The organism is Kitasatospora sp. NPDC001309, from assembly GCF_042896295.1.
GTDB lineage: Bacteria > Actinomycetota > Actinomycetes > Streptomycetales > Streptomycetaceae > Kitasatospora.
In genome coordinates this window covers 344599-361646 of sequence record NZ_JBIAXC010000002.1, presented here as the reverse complement: position 1 = coordinate 361646, position 17048 = coordinate 344599, and the positions used below count along the sequence as shown (strand labels likewise).

At 73.3% G+C, this 17048-nt stretch carries 12 protein-coding genes; 2 read left to right on the top strand and 10 right to left on the bottom strand.

All coding sequences use genetic code 11. The features are described 5' to 3' along the window. Nucleotides 1-158: 158 nt before the first annotated feature. Nucleotides 159-737: a hypothetical protein gene (locus ACFY2K_RS03790; RefSeq protein ID WP_375891771.1), complete on the bottom strand. Its 579-nt coding sequence runs from the start codon at nucleotides 735-737 to the stop codon at nucleotides 159-161. Between the two features lie 444 nt (nucleotides 738-1181). Next, nucleotides 1182-2594 carry a proline--tRNA ligase gene (gene proS / locus ACFY2K_RS03785; protein WP_380525263.1) on the bottom strand — a complete coding sequence of 471 codons (1413 nt, stop codon included), beginning with the start codon at nucleotides 2592-2594 and terminating at the stop codon, nucleotides 1182-1184. A gap of 392 nt (nucleotides 2595-2986) precedes the next feature. Between proS and ACFY2K_RS03780 the strand changes: the two genes are divergently transcribed. After that, nucleotides 2987-3691: a class I SAM-dependent methyltransferase gene (locus ACFY2K_RS03780; protein WP_380525264.1), complete on the top strand. Its 705-nt coding sequence runs from the start codon at nucleotides 2987-2989 to the stop codon at nucleotides 3689-3691. A 64-nt stretch (nucleotides 3692-3755) separates the two neighbouring features. Here ACFY2K_RS03780 and ftsH read toward each other — a convergent pair whose 3' ends face one another. The 7 genes from ftsH to ACFY2K_RS03745 all read right to left on the bottom strand — a co-directional run bounded on the left by ftsH (nucleotide 3756) and on the right by ACFY2K_RS03745 (nucleotide 14323). Continuing rightward, the gene (ftsH, locus tag ACFY2K_RS03775) at nucleotides 3756-5675 is read right to left on the bottom strand and encodes an ATP-dependent zinc metalloprotease FtsH (protein WP_375891766.1); all 1920 of its coding nucleotides are present in this window, start codon (nucleotides 5673-5675) and stop codon (nucleotides 3756-3758) included. 113 nt (nucleotides 5676-5788) lie between these two features. Then, nucleotides 5789-6331, bottom strand: coding sequence for a GNAT family N-acetyltransferase (locus ACFY2K_RS03770; RefSeq protein ID WP_380525265.1), 543 nt, complete (start codon nucleotides 6329-6331; stop codon nucleotides 5789-5791). A 136-nt stretch (nucleotides 6332-6467) separates the two neighbouring features. Further along, nucleotides 6468-8036 carry a signal recognition particle protein gene (gene ffh / locus ACFY2K_RS03765; RefSeq protein WP_380525289.1) on the bottom strand — a complete coding sequence of 523 codons (1569 nt, stop codon included), beginning with the start codon at nucleotides 8034-8036 and terminating at the stop codon, nucleotides 6468-6470. 145 nt (nucleotides 8037-8181) lie between these two features. Further along, nucleotides 8182-10617 carry a [protein-PII] uridylyltransferase gene (locus ACFY2K_RS03760; protein WP_387709418.1) on the bottom strand — a complete coding sequence of 812 codons (2436 nt, stop codon included), beginning with the start codon at nucleotides 10615-10617 and terminating at the stop codon, nucleotides 8182-8184. Between the two features lie 160 nt (nucleotides 10618-10777). Continuing rightward, nucleotides 10778-11116, bottom strand: coding sequence for a P-II family nitrogen regulator (locus ACFY2K_RS03755; RefSeq protein ID WP_350508264.1), 339 nt, complete (start codon nucleotides 11114-11116; stop codon nucleotides 10778-10780). Beyond that, nucleotides 11116-12513 (bottom strand): ammonium transporter, encoded by a 1398-nt coding sequence (locus ACFY2K_RS03750; RefSeq protein ID WP_375891760.1) that lies wholly within the window; start codon nucleotides 12511-12513, stop codon nucleotides 11116-11118. The genes ACFY2K_RS03755 and ACFY2K_RS03750 overlap by 1 nt, the downstream gene beginning before the upstream one ends. 313 nt (nucleotides 12514-12826) lie before the next feature. Further along, a complete protein-coding gene (locus ACFY2K_RS03745; protein ID WP_375891824.1) occupies nucleotides 12827-14323 on the bottom strand; it encodes a hypothetical protein in 1497 nt (498 codons plus the stop codon). Nucleotides 14324-14918: 595 nt separating this feature from the next. On the opposite strand from ACFY2K_RS03745, the gene ACFY2K_RS03740 reads away from it, so the two are divergent. Beyond that, nucleotides 14919-15596 carry a bifunctional DNA primase/polymerase gene (locus tag ACFY2K_RS03740; protein WP_375891758.1) on the top strand — a complete coding sequence of 226 codons (678 nt, stop codon included), beginning with the start codon at nucleotides 14919-14921 and terminating at the stop codon, nucleotides 15594-15596. 119 nt (nucleotides 15597-15715) lie between these two features. On the opposite strand, the gene ftsY is transcribed toward ACFY2K_RS03740, so the two are convergent. Next, nucleotides 15716-16936, bottom strand: coding sequence for a signal recognition particle-docking protein FtsY (gene ftsY / locus ACFY2K_RS03735; RefSeq protein ID WP_387709416.1), 1221 nt, complete (start codon nucleotides 16934-16936; stop codon nucleotides 15716-15718). Nucleotides 16937-17048: the final 112 nt, after the last annotated feature.

Here is a 17048-nt window from a genome sequence, read left to right as displayed (position 1 = left end):
CCGGGCCGGAGCAGGGGGACGGTTTCAGGGGGGACGGTTCAGGGATCGACCGGGAGCCCCCGCTCCCGGTCAGCCCACAGACTCACCGATGCCACCGGTGTCGATCACCCCGGCCGAGCCGACTGCCCGCACAGTCGCCGACCGGTCCCGACCCCGGATTACGCGATCTTGAACGGCTGCTGGCACGCGCCGCAGACGATGGACGCCTGGGCGAGCACCGACGGCACGACGCGGACGTTGCGCCCGCAGCCGCACACCGCCTTGACCCGGACGCCGCCCCCGGAGGAGCCGTGCCGGGCGGCCGGGCCGCGGAACGCGCGGTTGGCGCCGTCGCCGGCCACCGCCTCCTGGTGCGCGCCGAGGGCGCGGTCCAGTCGCTCGATGGTGTCGGCGTAGCGCTCCTGCGTCTCCTTGAGCATGGTCACCTGGGAGAAGCCGCTGCTGGCGTGCGGCTCGACCGGGTGCGCCAGGCCCAGCTCGGAGGCGAGCATCAGGAAGCGCCGGTTGTGGTAGCGGCCGGCCCGCGAGGTGTCCCGGATGTCCCGGGCCGCGGCCAGACCGTGGGCAGCCTCGTGGAGGAGCCGCTCGAAACCGAGCCGCGTGCCACAGGCCGAGGAGGACTCGCCGATCAGTGCCTCGGGCGAGGCCAGGTCGGGGAGGTCCTGGTGGTAGGCCTGGATGTCGCTCCAGGCGGCGGCCAGTTCGGCCGCGAGGACGAGGGGCTGTGTCGTGCTCACGCTAGACCAACGATGCAGAGTGCGCCGATGTTCCGCATGTTCCCGTTCTCCGGGAATTCCCAGGGAACTCCCAGGAATGCACGACTGCGCGCGAATTGCGCGTTCCGGATCTGAGGCAAGACCAACCCCCTGCGGGTTTCGGCCCGTCGCAACGTCGGCGGGCCTCGTGAATTCCGTCCGGGGAGCGGGCTGTCGCCCCCTGGACGTACGGCCCGTGGACCCGTCGAAGTTGACAGGGCCACGGGCCGTACACCGTACCGCTATTCCGTTAATACCGGCAGTTGACCGGCCAGTAGGGATGTCACCTACTCGGCCCCCTCCGGCAGAGTTACCGGATTCTTACCCGCCCGCATTTCGGGCAAATGTCGCCGCCACCGGTCATTACCCGACGACCGCCGACATCGGTGGGCGGCACGCGATCAGTACGCGCACGCCGCGATGACGTCAGTACGAACGCGCGACGATCGCGATATTGCCGTCCTGGTCGTCCGCCTGCGGCACCGAACCGTCGGCCGCGACGATGCAGCGCACCGTGACGCCCTGCTCGGCCAGCTTGGCCTCGCCCGCCGGGCCGAGGTCGGCCCAGGAGATCCGGGCCCAGCCGGTCGCGGCGGCCTCCACGGCCTCGTCGAGGGTCTTGACGTCGACGGTGCGGGACTCGCGGCGCTCGCGGGACTGGCGCAGCAGCAGCGCCTGGTCCTCCTCCAGGAGGCCCGGCAGCAGGGCGGCCAGCGCGTCGATGGAGACCGGCTCCTTGCCGCCCGGGATGCGGCGGGCCAGCATCGCGGTGCCGTTCTCCAGGTCGCGCGGGCCGACCTCGATGCGCACCGGAACGCCCTTGAGCTCCCAGTCGACGGCGCGGCGGCCGAACGGGGTGTCGGTGCGGTCGTCGACCACGACCCGGATGCCGACGGCCTCCAGCTGGGCGCCGATCTCACGGACCTTGGCGATGACGGCGTCGTCGCCCTTGATGGCCAGCACCACGGCCTGGACCGCGGCCAGGCGCGGGGGCACCCGCAGGCCGTTGTCGTCGCCGTGGGACATGATCAGGCCGCCGACCATGCGGGTCGAGACGCCCCAGGAGGTCTGCCAGACGTGCTCGCGCTCGGCGCCCTGCAGCTGGTAGGTGGTGTTGAACGCCTTGGCGAAGTTCTGGCCCAGCTCGTGGCTGGTGCCCATCTGCAGCGCCTTGCCGTCACCCATCATGCCTTCGAGGGTGAGGGTGTTGATGGCGCCGGCGAAGCGCTCCTTGGCGGTCTTGCGGCCGAGCACGACGTCGATGCCGAGCACGTTGGTCATGAAGTCGCCGTAGACCTGGGTGTGGATCATCGACGCGTACGCGCGGGCGTCCTCGTAGGTGGCGTGGGCGGTGTGGCCCTCCTGCCAGAGGAACTCGGTGGTGCGCAGGAAGACGCGCGGGCGGAGCTCCCAACGGACCACGTTGGCCCACTGGTTGATCAGCAGGGGCAGGTCGCGGTGGCTCTGCACCCACTTCGAGAAGTACTCGTTGATGATGGTCTCGGAGGTCGGCCGGACGACGACCGGCTCCTCCAGCTGCTTGCCGCCGCCGTGGGTGACGACCGCGAGCTCGGGTGCGAAGCCCTCGACGTGCTCGGCTTCCTTCGTCAGGTAGGACTGCGGGATGAACATCGGGAAGTAGGCGTTCTGGGCGCCCGCCTTCTTGATGCGCGCGTCCATCTCCTGCTGCATCCGCTCCCACAGCCCGTAGCCGTACGGTCGGATGACCATGGTGCCGCGCACCGGACCGTTGTCGGCCAGCTCGGCCTTGTTGATGAGGTCCTGGTACCAGCGCGGGAAGTCTTCCGCCTGAGGGGTGAGAACGGGTGCCTTAGCCATGGGCGGAATGGTACGGGGATCGGCCCCCTCACTTCGAATCGGTATCACACCGATGAGGGGGTGAGGACACCCTCAGTCGTGGCACGCCGACCGCGGTCCGTCCGCAGGGGGCGCACGACCGCGACACGCGCGCACCACCCTGCACCCCTCTGGACGCCGGGCCCGACCCGCTGTTCGCTGGAGTGGGGCGGGACTTTGGGGGAGCCGTAGCTGCACACCGAAGGACCGGATGGGAGGCCGCGATGGCTTCAGCTCGGACGACCGGCACGACCGCACGACCAGGGACCGCACGACCGGCGGGCGCACGACCGACCGGCGCACGACCGCACCACCCCCCGCAGGAGGCCGCGGGGCCCGCGCGGGCGCGCGACTGGGCGGAGATCCAGGAGCGCATGCTGGTGCCGCTCTACGAGGCGGTGCACGACCGCCTGGAGGTCGGCCCGGCGAGCAGCGTGCTGGGACTGGGCTGCCGGTCCGGACTGGCCCTGCTGCTGGCCGCCGGACGGGGCGCCCAGGTCGCCGGGCAGGAGCCGCGGGACGAGCTGCGCGAGCTGGCCCGGGGGCGTCGGCTGCGGGTGTGCGCGGGGGCCCGGCCGGCCGCCGCCGTCCCCCGCTCGGCCCATTCGCTGGTGACGGTCTTCGACCAGTTGCCCGGTTCCGCCGAGCCCGGGCCGGTGGTCGCCGAGGCGGCCCGGCACACCCTCCCGGGCGGGCACGTGGTGCTCGCCGCCTGGGGCCCGCCGGAGCACTGCGAGAGCGCCCCGGTGCTGGACGCGGCCCGCCGGATGGCCGGGCGGACCACCGCCCGCGACCCGTTCGAACTGAGCGCGCCGGGAACGCTGGAGGACCTGCTGGCCCCGGCCGGCCTGCGCCCGGCCGGCAGCGGCCGGGTGAGCTGCCCGTTCGCCTACCCGGACCTCGACAGCGCGGTGCGCGGCCTGCTCTCCACCGGACTGTTCGAGGCGGCCGAGGAGTTCTCCGGCGCCCCGCTGGTGGCCAAGGAGCTGGAGGAGGCGCTGCAGCCGTACCTGCGCCCGGACGGCTCGGTCCGGATGGAGAACGTCTTCCGCTACCTGATCGCCGAGCGGCCGCGCTGAAAGCCCCCGAGCAACGGAAACCGGGGGCGCCCGCCACCACGGCGGGCGCCCCCGGCTCCCCGGCTCACGCCTCCTCGGAGGCCTTCCGCGGCACCCCGGCGGCCCGGTAGGCCGCCTCCTCGTCGAGGGTCTCCGCCTCCAGCAGCGCCGCCGCCAGCGCGTCCAGCCGCTGCCGCTCCTCGTTCAGGATCCGCACCGCGTCCTCGTAGCACTCGGCGACGATCCGCCGGGCCTCCTCGTCCACCGCGTCCAGCGTGGTCGGCGCCGCCGAGAGCCCGTACGCGCCCTGGGCGTCCGCGGGCACGGCGGTGAGCCGCCCGACCCGCTCGCTCATCCCCCAGCGCCCGGCCATCCCGCGGGCGATGTTGGTGACCTGCTCCAGGTCGCTCTCCGCGCCGGTGGTGATCACCCCGTAGACCACCTGCTCGGCGGCCATCCCGCCGAGCGCGCCGATGATCCGGCCGCGCAGGTAGGGCTCGGTGTACGAGTAGCGGTCGTTCTCCGGGGTGGAGAGGGTGACGCCGAGGGCCCGGCCGCGCGGCACGATGGTGATCTTGCGGACCGGGTCCGCGCCCGGCTGGAGCATGCCCAGCAGCGCGTGGCCGCTCTCGTGGTACGCCGTCCGCTCGCGCTCCTCCTGCGGCATCACCAGCGGTCGCACGGCGCCGAGTTGGACCTTCTCCAGGGCGTCCGAGAGGTCCCGCTCGTTGACCGCGTCCTGCTCCCGCTTGACGGCCAGCAGGGCCGCCTCGTTGACCAGGTTGGCGAGTTCGGCGCCGGTCATCCCGGGGGTGACCTTGGCCAGCTGGGTGAGGTCGGTGTCGCCGGCCAGCGGGACGGTACGGGTGTGGATGCGCAGGATCGCGGCGCGCCCCTCCCGGTCGGGCGGGCTGACGGTGATCCGGCGGTCGAAGCGGCCGGGGCGCAGCAGCGCCGGGTCGAGCACGTCGGCCCGGTTGGTCGCGGCGATCACGATGACGCCCTCGGAGCCGGTGAAGCCGTCCATCTCGGTGAGGATCTGGTTGAGCGTCTGCTCGCGCTCGTCGTGCCCGCCCATGCCGCCGCCGGCGCCGCGCTGGCGGCCGATGGTGTCGATCTCGTCGATGAAGATGATCGCCGGGGCGACCTTGCGGGCCTCGGCGAACAGTTCGCGGACCCGGCTGGCACCGACGCCGACGATCATCTCGATGAACTCGGAGGCGGAGGCGGAGAAGAACGGCACGTCCGCCTCGCCGGCCACGGCCCGGGCCAGCAGGGTCTTGCCGGTGCCGGGCGGGCCGCTGAGCAGCACCCCGCGCGGCATCTTGGCACCGAGCTTGCGGTAGCGCTCGGGGTGCTTCAAGTAGTCGACCACTTCGGTGAGTTCGGCCTCGACCTCGTCGATGCCGGCCACGTCGGCGAAGGTGGTGCGCTTGCCCTGGTCGGCGGTGACCGGCTTGGGCGGGGCCTTGCGGCCGAGCGGTCCGCCGCCGAGCCCGCCGGCCATCCGGCGGGCCAGCAGCACCCAGATGAAGACCAGCAGCAGCATCGGGGCGAGCGAGAGCAGCAGGTTGGTCAGGAAGCTGCGCTGCTGGACCGGGGAGGTGGCGGTGACCTCGACGCCCTGCTGCTGCAGGGTGGTCCACAGGTTGTCGCCCGCGAAGGAGGGGCGCTGGGTGTCGAAGTCGGTGTAGTCGCCCTTGCCGCCGTCGGGTTTGGGCTGGGCGCTCTTGAGGGTGCCCTCGATCGCGTCGCCCTTGGAGTAGATCTTGGTGATGTTGCCCTTGTTCAGCTGGTTGTTGAACTCGGTGTAGGAGATCGTGGTGGCGCCCTCGTTGCCGAAGAACGACAGCAGCAGGTCGGAGATCAGGAACACCACGAGTGCGGTCAGGACGAGGCCCGCCCAGCCGCCGGGCATCCGGCGGCGGGGCGGCGGCGGGGGCGGGGCGCCCTCGGACCGCCAGGGCTGGTCGGGGGTCTGGCGCGGCGGCACGGGTTCGGTCACCCACCGGACGATACGGACAGCCACTGGGGCGGGCCAACCGCAACGCCGCGCCGGACCGTCCGTACGGCCGCACCGACGCCTCCGACCAGCGGATATGACCTCCTGTCAGTGGGCTACGCCGCGCCGCCCGGCCACTCCTCCGCGGTCAGCGCGAACCGCTCGTGGTCGCGCCAGTCCCCCTGGAGGAACAGCATCCGCGGGGTGTAGCCCTCGTGCCGGAAGCCCAGCCGCTTGGCCAGCGCGATCGAGCGCTCGTTCTCCGGCTGCACGTTGATCTCCAGCCGGTGCAGGCCCAGCCCGTCGGCCGACTGCGGGGCGAAGCAGCGGTCCAGGACCAGCCGCAGGCCCTCGGTCATCCGCCCGGTGCCGGCGTACGGCAGGTACGAGTCGTAGCCCAGCGAGGCGTTGCAGAACCGGCCCATCACGATGTTGGCGACGTTCACCTTGCCGACCAGCCCGCCGCTCTCCCGGTCGAGGATCAGGAACGTGCGCAGGCCGGCGCCCTGGCGTCCCAGCAGCTCGGGCAGCCCGTCCGGCTCGACCGGGTTCCACCGTCCGATGTGATCGGCGGACCGGCGGACCGCCTCCGCGTACACAACCTCGTCCTCGGCCCTCGGGGCCCTGATCATCACTCGCACGGCGACATCATCTGGCATGCCGACATCATCCGGCACCGCGAAGCCCGTCGGACACGGCGGCACCCACCGTCCCACCGGCGTCGCCCCGGACACGCGTGCGGCCCGCCGCCCGGAGGACTCCGGACGACGGGCCGCAACAGCGGGAAACCGAGGACTACAGCAGGTCCTTGAACTCCTTGGGCAGTTCGAAGTCGGCCGGGCCCTTGCCCGCGCCGAGACCGAACGCGCCGCCGCCGTCGGCCGGGCCCTGGTCGGCGCCCGGGCCGAGCGCGCGGCGCTCGGCGGCCGCGGCCTCCTCCTGAGCCCGCTTCAACGGGTTGCCGCTCTTGCGCTTGCCCTTGGCCTGCGGGGCCTTCTTGCCGGACTTCTTGGCGCCGCCGCCCATGCCCGGGATCCCCGGCATGCCGGGCATGCCCTTGCCGGAGGCCATCGCGGACATCATCTTGCGGGCGTCGAAGAACCGCTCGACCAGGTTCTTGACCTCGCCGACCTGGACGCCCGCGCCCTTGGCGATGCGGGCCCGGCGGGAGCCGTTGATCAGCTCCGGCTCGGCGCGCTCGGTCGGGGTCATCGACTTGATGATCGCGCCGACCCGGTTGACGTCCTTGTCGTCGATGTTGTTGATCTGCTCGCGGATCTGGCCCATGCCGGGCAGCATGCCGAGCAGCTTGGAGATCGAGCCCATCTTCTGGACCTGCTCCAGCTGGGACAGGAAGTCGTCCAGCGTGAAGGCCTTCGGGCCGCCGCGCAGCTTGGCGGCGATCTTCTCGGCCTCGGCCTGCGAGAAGGTCTGCTCGGCCTTCTCGATCAGCGAGAGGACGTCGCCCATGCCCAGGATGCGCGAGGCCATCCGGTCCGGGTGGAAGGCGTCGAAGTCGTCGACCTTCTCGCCGTTGGAGGCGAACATGATCTGGCGGCCGGTGACGTGCGCGACCGACAGGGCGGCGCCACCGCGGGCGTCGCCGTCGAGCTTGGAGAGCACGACACCGGTGAAGTCGACGCCTTCGAGGAAGGCCTGCGCGGTGGTGACCGCGTCCTGGCCGATCATCGCGTCGACGACGAACAGGACCTCGTCCGGGTTCACCGCGGCGCGGATGTCGGCGGCCTGCTGCATCAGCTCGGCGTCGATGCCCAGGCGGCCGGCGGTGTCGACGACGACGACGTCGTACTGCTTCTGCTTGGCGTACTCGATCGAGTCCCGGGCGACCTGCACCGGGTCGCCGACGCCGTTGCCCGGCTGCGGACCGTAGAAGGCCACGCCGGCGCGGTCGGCGACCACCTGGAGCTGGTTGACCGCGTTGGGGCGCTGGAGGTCGCAGGCGACCAGCAGCGGGGTGTGCTTCTGCTGCTTCAGCCAGTGGCCGAGCTTGCCCGCCAGGGTGGTCTTACCGGCACCCTGCAGACCGGCGAGCATGATGACCGTCGGGCCGTTCTTGGCGAACCGCACCCGGCGGGTCTCGCCACCGAGGATGGCGATGAGCTCCTCGTTGACGATCTTGATGATCTGCTGTGCCGGGTTCAGCGCACCGGAGACCTCGACGCCGGCCGCACGCTCCTTGACCTGCTTGATGAAGGCCCGGACGACCGGCAGCGCGACGTCCGCCTCCAGCAGCGCGATGCGGATCTCGCGGGCGGTGGCGTCGATGTCCGCCTCGCTCAGGCGGCCCTTGCCCCGGAGGTTCTTGAACGTCGCTGCGAGGCGATCGGAAAGGGTGTCGAACACGTCGTCGCGGGTCCTCTGCGGCATCGGTATCGGTACGGTCGTCGTCCCCAGGGTATCCGGCCGCCCCGGGTACGGTCTCCACCCCCGGGCGAGCGGCCCTCCGCCGCCCGTGCGGGAGGCCCTCGGCCGCCCGTGCGGGAGGCCCTCAGCCCAGCGCCGAGCGGACCGCCGCCGCCACCTCCCGGGCCCGCTCGGCGGCCAGCGGCAGGCCGGCCGGATCGGTCAGGTAGAAGGAGTCGACGGCCTCCGCCCCCAGCGTGGAGACGTGCGCGGTGCGCACCCGCACCCCCGCCCCGTCCAGCGCCCGGCCGATCCGGTGCAGCAGCCCGGGGGCGTCGTGCGCCCGGACCTCCAGCACGGTCGCGGTCGCCGAGGCCACCGCGGGCGCCACCGTGACCAGCGGCGGCGGGGTCGGGATGCCCTTGCGGCGCGGGGCGGCGGCGTCCCGCTCGGCGAGCCGGCGGGAGACGTCCAGCGAGCCGTCCAGCGCCCGGCGCAGGTCCGCGCGCAGCCGGGCCGCCTCCGGCAGCTCGCCGAACTCGGCCGCCACCCGCCAGGACAGCAGCAGCACCGGGCCGGCGCCGATCGGGTCCAGCTCGCGCAGGCCCGCCGAGCGGACGGTCAGCCGGTGCAGCGCCAGCACCCCGGCGACCGTGCCGAGCAGCCCGGGCCGGTCCGGGACGGCCAGGTTCAGCTCGACGCCCATCGGCTCGGTGCCCGGGTCCGCCCCCTCGGCCTGGGCCAGCAGCGACAGCGCGGGGGCGCCGGTGCGGGCGGCCTCGACCGCCAGCCGCTCCTGCTCCGCGCCGGGCTCCGCCTCCACCGGGGCGGCCCCGCCGCCGGCCAGCTGCGCGGCGACCCGGGCCACCAGGCCGTCCACCAGGGAGGCCCGCCAGCTGCTCCACGCGGCCGGGCCGGTGGCCAGCGCGTCGGCCTCGGTGAGGGCGTGCAGCAGTTCCAGCTCCGGCAGGGTGCCGACCGCCTTGGTGATCGTCTCGGCGGTGGCCGGGTCGTCCGGGTCGCGCCGGGTGGCGGTGTCCACCAGCGTCAGGTGGTGGCGGACCAGCACCGCCAGGGTCTCGGTGTCCTCGGCGGGGAAGCCCATCCGCACGGCCAGGTCGCGGACGATCACCTCGCCGGCCTCGCTGTGGTCGCCGGGCCAGCCCTTGCCGAGGTCGTGCAGCAGCGCGGCCACCAGCAGCAGGTCCGGTCGGGCCACCCGGCGGGTCATCGCGGCGGCCCGGACCGCCGTCTCGACCAGGTGCCGGTCCACCGTCCAGCGGTGCACCGCGTTGCGCTGCGGACGGCAGCGGACCCGCTCCCAGTCCGGCAGCAGCCTGGTCACCAGCCCCTCCGCCTCCAGCGCCTCCCAGACCGGGACGGCCGCCTCCCCCGCCCCCAGCAGGGTCACCAGCTGCTCGCGCGCCTCGTCCGGCCAGGGCACCGGCAGCGGGCGGCACTCGGCGGCCAGTCGGCGCACCGTCGCGTACGAGACGGTCAGCCCGTTCTGCGCGGCGGCGGCCGCGGCGCGCAGCGGCAGCACCGGGTCGGCGGCCGGACGGGCGGCCTGGGCGAGCACTGCCTCGCCGTCCTGCTCGACCACGCCCTCGGCGAGCGGGCGGCGGGCGACGGCGCCCCGGGCCACCGCGCCGGCGCCCCGCCCGGCGCCGGTGAACGGGAAGCCCAGCCGGACCGCCCGGCGGCCGCGGCCGGAGCGGGCGGCGAGCACCCGGTCGACCGCCCGCCAGGTGACGTCGCTCGCGTAGGCGATGGTCCGGGCGGCCTCGTAGACCTGGCGCAGCAGGGTGTCGGCGTCCAGCACGCCGAGCCGCTCGGCGACCTGGTCCTGGTCCTGGAGGCCGAGCCGCTCGGTGGCCCGGCCGGTGACCAGGTGCAGCGCGTCGCGGACGTCGGCGAGGCGCAGGGCGGCGGTGTCCAGGCCGTCCCGGGGCGCGTCGGCCAGCCAGGTGGCGGCGACGGCGTCCAGCGCGACCAGGTCGCGCAGACCGCCCCGGGCCTCCTTGAGGTCGGGCTCCAGCAGGAAGGACAGTTCGCCGTGCCGCTCGGCCCGCTCCCGGCCCAGCTCGCGCAGTTCGGGCAGCCGCACGGGGGCGCTCGCGCGCCAGTCGGTGAACACCGCGGACCGCAGCGCGGCGGTGAGGTCCCGGTCCCCGGCCAGGTGCCGGGCGTCCAGCAGGCCGAGCTGGGCCTTGAGGTCGGCGGCGGCCACCGCCCGGGCCTCGGCGACGGTGCGCACCGAGTGGTCGAGCTTGGCACCCGTGTCCCAGACCGGGTACCAGATCCGCTCCGGCAGCTCGCGCGGGACCGGGCCGGAGTGCAGCAGCAGGACGTCCAGGTCGCTGCGCGGGGACAGCTCGCCCCGGCCGTAGCCGCCGACGGCGACCAGCGCGACGCCGGACGCCGGCGCCCCGGCGTCGGCGAGCAGCGCGGCCAGCCAGTCGTCGGTGAGCCGGGCGAGCGCGGCCCGGCGCGGGCGGCCGGTCAGCCCGGGCCGCTCCAGCAGCGCGGTCCTTGCCGCCGCGTGGCCGAGGGGGTCGGAGGGGCTGGTCTCGGTGGTCATGCGCGTGGGTCCCGTCCGTGGTGCGGATGAGCCGTCGTGGGGGCCGGCCGGTGGGGCTGGGCCGTCGCGGGGCCGAGCCGTCGTACGGCTGAGCGGGGATGCGCCGACGGGCGGACCCGCGCCCCGGGCAGGGGGCGGATCCGCCGGATCGGTCAGTGCCTCACAGGGCGTCCGGGCCGCGTTCGCCGGTGCGGACCCGGACGGCGGTGTCGACCGGGACGCTCCACACCTTCCCGTCGCCGATCTTGCCGGTGCGGGCGGCCTTCACCAGGACGTCGATCAGGTCGTCGGCGTCCTCGTCCTCGACCAGGACCTCGATCCTGACCTTCGGTACCAGGTCGACGGTGTACTCGGCGCCCCGGTAGACCTCGGTGTGGCCGCGCTGGCGGCCGTAGCCGCTGGCCTCGGTGACGGTCAGGCCGTGGACCCCGAAGGCCTGCAGCGCGGCCTTCACCTCGTCCAGGCGGTAGGGCTTGATCACGGCGGTGATGAGCTTCATCAGGCGTCGACCTCGGTCTTCTCAACGGACGTCCCGACGGACGTGTCGGCGGACTTTCCGGCGGGCGGGTCGGCGGGCTTCCCGGCGGGCTTCCCACCGGACGCGGCACCGGCGCCCACGGTCGGGAGCGCCCGGGCCAGCCCCGCGCCGACGGCGCTGAAATCGTAGGCGGACTCGGCGTGTTCGGCCTGGTCGATGCCGGCCACCTCGACCTCCTCGGGGACCCGGAAGCCGACCAGCTTGTCGACCGCCTTGGCCAGCAGCCAGGACAGCACGAAGGAGTACGCGGCGACCACCGCCACGCCCATCGCCTGCTTGCCGAGCTGGCCGAGCCCGCCGCCGTAGAACAGGCCCTTGGCGGTCTGGCCGACCCCGCCGGTGGCGAACAGGCCGATCAGCAGCGAGCCGATCGCCCCGCCCACCGCGTGCACGCCGACCACGTCGAGCGAGTCGTCGAAGCCCCAGCGGTACTTGAGCGAGACGGCGGCGGCGCAGACGGCGCCCGCGACCAGGCCGATCGCCACCGCGCCGAGCGGGCTGACCGAGCCGCAGGCCGGGGTGATCGCGACCAGCCCGGCCACCGCGCCGGAGGCGGCGCCCAGCGTGGTGAACGCGCCGTGCTTGAGCTTCTCGAAGACCAGCCAGCCGACCAGCGCCGCACCGGTGGCGACCTGGGTGTTCACCATCGCCATCGCGGCCACGCCGTTGGCGGCCAGCGCCGAGCCCGCGTTGAAGCCGAACCAGCCGAACCAGAGCAGCCCGGAGCCGAGCATCACCAGCGGCAGGCTGTGCGGGCGCATCGGGTCCTTCTTGAAGCCGACCCGCTTGCCCAGCACCAGGCAGAGCGCGAGGCCCGCGACACCGGCGTTGATGTGCACGGCCGTGCCGCCGGCGAAGTCGATCACGCCGTTGCGGTCGCCCAGCCAGCCGCCGTTGCCGTTGTCGAAGAAGAACACCCAGTGCGCGACCGGGAAGTAGACCACCGTCACCCAGAGCGCGATGAACAGGCCCCAGGCGGAGAACTTGGCCCGGTCCGCGATCGCACCGCTGATCAGCGCCGGGGTGATGATCGCGAACATCAGCTGGAAGACCGCGAACGCCGTGACCGGGATCGATCCGGTGAGTTCGTTCAGCCCGATGTTGCGCATCCCGAGGAAGTCCAGGTTGCCGATCAGACCGGCGAAGGAGTCGGGCCCGAAGCTGAGCGAGTAGCCGTAGAGCACCCAGAGCACGCTGACGATGCCGAGCGAGAGGAAGCTCATCGCCAGCATGTTCAGTGTGCTCTTGGCCCTGACCATGCCCCCGTAGAAGAAGGCCAGGCCCGGGGTCATCACCATGACCAGGGCCGCACTGATGAGTACGAAGGCGGTGTCGCCCGCGCTGAAGCCGTCCGGCATCGGCGTCTCCTCTGCGTGAGTGCCGCTCCACCCCCGGGTACCTGTCCCGTGCCACCCGGGGTGGCGGCGATGAAGAGGAGAGTGCCGAAGGCTGGTTTCGGCCAGTGCGACCGGTTGTTTCGCGGCCGTGACGCGTGCGTCGCGCGGGTTACGGGCACGTGAACCGCGGCCCGGACGCGGGGCCGGATGGGTTACCGTGCCGCCTCACCGCACCGTCCGGTACCGCCTCACCGCACCGCCCGGGCCGCCCCGGACGTGCCACCGACCGTGACGGCGGCGGCCGTCACGGTCGGTGGAGCCCCGCCGGAGTCGCTCAGACCACCGAGACGAACTCCGGGATGTCCTGGACCACCCGCTCCTTGAGCCGGCTCACCGCGTCCACGCCCTGGAACCGGGCCGCCGCGGCCTCCGTGGTCTTGCGCACCCGGGAGTTCAGCCGCTCCGAACGCACCTTGGTCGCGATGTCGACCGCCTGCTCGGCGTACCTCGCCGCCTCCTCGGCCTCCCGCTGCAGCAGGTGCACGCTGGCCATGCCGATCAGGTTGAAGGCGTACGACCGCACGTGGTCGTCGTCCTGCCGGAACAGGTCGACCGCGCGCTCCATCACCGGCGCCGACAGCGAGGCGTACAGCTGGGCGTTGTCCGAGTGGTACGCGAGGTCCCGGTAGGAGTGGGCGTTCTCGGCGTTCAGCTCGGCCGGCGAGAAGAACTTCAGCCAGTCCGGGTCGCCGTCACCGTCACGGATGTCGGTGAAGGTGTCCTCGGACAGCCGGATCGCCCGGGCGCAGCGGTTGATCTCGCCGATGGTGGCGTAGGCGCGCGCCTCCATCGCGTACAGCAGGGACTGCTGGCGCGGGGTGGCGGTGTCCCGGCTGCCGTACTGCGCCAGGTGGATCAGCTCCAGGGCGTCCTCGCCCCGGTTGAGGTGGATCATCTGGCGGCTCATGTCGGTGAGGATCAGCGCGCCGAAGGGGCGGTCGCCGGCCTCCTTGGCCGCGTGCAGCGCCAGCACGTAGTACTTCTGCGCGCTCGGATGCATCCCGACGTCGTACGACATCCATCCGGCCAGGTGGGCGAGTTCGGCGGTGAGCCGGAACAGCCGCTTGGTGGTGTCCTCGCTGTACGTCTCCTGCAGCAGGTCGGTGACCTCGTGGAGTTGGCCGACCACGGCCTTGCGGCGCAGCCCGCCGCCGTTCTGGGCGTCCCACTGACGGAACATGACCGTGGTCTGCTCCAGCAGTTCCAGCTCCGGCTCGGAGAGCCGGCCGGTGAACGCCTCGCCGCCGTTGGCCGCGGTGAGGATCGGGGTGGGGACGCCGGTCGGGCCGGGCGTGAGCCAGCGCTGCATCGGCTCGATCAGCGCGGCGCCGGCGGTCAGCGCGAGGGAGGTGCCGAGGAAGCCCCGGCGGTTGAGCATCAGGTCGCTGCGGGAGTAGTCGCTGATCAGCTGGACGGTCTGCGGGGCGCTCCACGGCAGGTCGACGCCGCCGCCGACGGTGGAGACCGGGACGGCGGCGCGCAGGCCGAGGTCCTCGACCGAGACCACCGAGCCGAAGCGCTCCGAGAACAGCTCGGACATGATCTTGGGGATCGGCTCGCGCGGCTGTTCCCCGTCGAGCCAGCGGCGCACCCGGGAGGTGTCGGTGGACACGTGGTGGGCGCCGATCTGCCGGGCCCGGCGGTTGACCTGGCGGGCCAACTCACCCTTGGACCAGCCGCTGCGGGCGAACCACGTGGTCAGCTTCTCGTTGGGTTGCTTCTCTGCCATGGGAACGTCCCCATCCCGCCCGGCCCCTGCGGGGCCCCCGATCGTGACCGCCCGACGGTTGCGGGCTCTTGCCAGACGTGCCGTGCCTGAGGTGTCGCGGTGCCGCCCGTCCTGCCCTCGCGGTACCGCTCGTCGTACTGGTGTGCCATCGTCCCGGACGGTCCGTCAGATCCCCAACTCCCGTTCCCCGACGGCTCGGAGCAGGCGCTTCGACGACGTCCGTGTGCTGAACGTAGTGCCCCGTGAGGCACCCGTGGGAGCGCCCCTGGCGAAACGCCACCTTTCGCCACCCCCAGGAGTGAACCGAACCCCGGGGGCACACGCTTGACTGGGTAGTCGCGACGGTCCGGCATATGCGGGCCGCCAAGTCCCCCGGCCAGCCCCGGCAGACCCGGCAGACCCCGCAATACATCGCAGTCCCAGGCGAGTTCGGCGCCCACTCGGGACGGCAACCGTCCCGCGCACACGACGATCCGGCATCGGCGCCGCCCCCACAAGGCGGCGCCCGAGGCACACCGCCACAACAGGCGCACGCCAAGCGCTGCGCGCCGCCACCGCACCACGCACCACACACCGGACAATCAACACACAGTCACCGTCCCGTAACCATCGGCAACGAGAACCTGTTGGGGGAGGCATGGACAACCTGTTCGGCGAACTTCGACTGGGGCACCTGCGGCTGGCACCGCTGGGCGCGCGCCGCCGCACCAAGGTCACCGCGTCCCGGGCCGCCGCGGAGTACACCGGCCGCTGGGGCTGGACCGTCGCCACCGGCGAACCGGCGGCCGGCGCCACCGCCCCGACCCGCTGTCCCTGCGGCTCCCGCCGCTGCGCCGCCCCCGGCCTGCACCCCGTGCCCGGCACCACCGGGCCGGCCGACGCCGCCGACGCCGAGGGCTCGGTGCTGTTCCCCACCGGCCGCGCCTTCGACGTGCTGGACGTCCCCGAGCCGGCCGGCCTCCAGGCCCTGGTCCGGCTGGAGCGGATGGGCACCCAGGTCGGCCCGGTACTGGCCCCGCCCACCGGCCGACTGCAGTTCCTGGTCTCCGCCGGCACCGCTCGCCGACTGCCCGACCTGCTGTACCGGATGGGCTGGGACGACGCCGCGCTCGACCTCACCTGCCACGGCGAGGGCAGCTACGTCGCCGCCCCGCCCACCGTGCTCGGCGAGCTCGGCCCGGTCCGCTGGCTGCGCCGCCCCACCCGCGACAACGCCGGCTGCCCGCCCGAGGCCCGGCTGCTGCTCGGCACCCTCGCGTACGCCTGCCACCGCAGCCGCGAGCGCACCGCCGAGCCCGCCTGGATCGCCTCGTAGGACTCCTCTCGGACGCCGAACGTCGGACGCCGGCACCCGCCCCCCGGCCTCCCCGGACCCCGGACAGGCGAAAGGGCCCGCCCCCGAAGGAGCGGACCCCGACCGACGGGAAGTCCCGGTCAGTCCCCGATCAGCGCGTCCACGAACGCACCCGGCTCGAACGGCGCCAGGTCGTCCGCGCCCTCGCCCAGACCGATCAGCTTGACCGGCACGCCCAGCTCGCGCTGGACCGCGACCACGATGCCGCCCTTGGCGGTGCCGTCCAGCTTGGTCAGCACGATGCCGGTGATGTCCACCACCTCGGCGAACACCCGGGCCTGGATCAGGCCGTTCTGACCAATGGTGGCGTCCAGCACCAGCAGCACCTCGTCCACCGGGCCGTGCTTCTCGACGACCCGCTTGACCTTGCCCAGCTCGTCCATCAGGCCGGTCTTGGTGTGCAGCCGGCCGGCGGTGTCGATCAGCACCGTGTCGACGCCCTCGGCGATGCCCTCCTTGACCGCGTCGAACGCGATGGAGGCCGGGTCGCCGCCCTCCGGGCCGCGCACGGTGCGCGCACCGACCCGCTCGCCCCAGGTCTGCAGCTGGTCCGCGGCGGCGGCGCGGAAGGTGTCGGCCGCGCCGAGCACCACGGTGCGGCCGTCGGCGACCAGCACGCGCGCCAGCTTGCCGGTGGTGGTGGTCTTGCCGACGCCGTTGACGCCGACGACCAGGACCACGGCCGGGCCCTCCTCGTGCTTGGTGGAGCGGACGGTGCGGTCGGCGTCCTTGCCGACCAGCTCGACCAGCTCCTCGCGCAGCAGGGCGCGCAGCTCGTCGGGGGTACGGGTGCCGAGCACCTTCACCCGGGTGCGCAGCCGCTCGACCAGCTCCTGGGTCGGGGCGACGCCGACGTCCGCGGTGAGCAGGGTCTCCTCGATCTCCTCCCAGGTGTCCTCGTCCAGGTGCTCGCGGGAGAGCAGCGAGAGCAGGCCCTTGCCCAGCGAGTTCTGCGAGCGGGAGAGCCGGGAGCGCAGCCGGACCAGCCGGCCGGCGGTGGGCTCGGGGACCTCGACGGCGGGCGCCGCCTCGGCCTCGGCCGGGGCCTCGACCACCACCTCCTCGGCGGGCTCGACGGCCTCGGGGAGCGGCACCTCCTCGACGGTACGGCGGGGCTCCTCGGTCGGCGGCGCGGCCTCCTCGCCGACCTGGGGCTCCTGCGGGGTGGTCTTCGGCGCCGTGATGACCGGCGCCTGCGACTTCGGGGGCAGCTGCTGGCGTCGTCTGCCGGAAACGACGAGGCCCGCGATCGCGCCGACGGCGACCACGGCGATGACTACGGCAAGGATCACGTATTCCACATCAATCTCCTTCACTGGATCCCACGACAGAGTGATCCTTCGGTCACCGACGCACGGGGCGCCGCCGCCTCCCTTACGCTGGCCGCGTGCCACCCGGCACCGGTCAGGGCTT

Coding starts and splice junctions, on each gene's coding strand:
- proS (WP_380525263.1), bottom strand. CDS start 2,594: ATGGCTAAGGCACCCGTTCTCACCCCTCAGGCGGAAGACTTCCCGCGC.
- ACFY2K_RS03780 (WP_380525264.1), top strand. CDS start 2,987: ATGCTGGTGCCGCTCTACGAGGCGGTGCACGACCGCCTGGAGGTCGGC.
- ACFY2K_RS03770 (WP_380525265.1), bottom strand. CDS start 6,331: ATGCCAGATGATGTCGCCGTGCGAGTGATGATCAGGGCCCCGAGGGCC.
- ACFY2K_RS03760 (WP_387709418.1), bottom strand. CDS start 10,617: ATGACCACCGAGACCAGCCCCTCCGACCCCCTCGGCCACGCGGCGGCA.
- ACFY2K_RS03755 (WP_350508264.1), bottom strand. CDS start 11,116: ATGAAGCTCATCACCGCCGTGATCAAGCCCTACCGCCTGGACGAGGTG.
- ACFY2K_RS03750 (WP_375891760.1), bottom strand. CDS start 12,513: ATGCCGGACGGCTTCAGCGCGGGCGACACCGCCTTCGTACTCATCAGT.
- ACFY2K_RS03740 (WP_375891758.1), top strand. CDS start 14,919: ATGGACAACCTGTTCGGCGAACTTCGACTGGGGCACCTGCGGCTGGCA.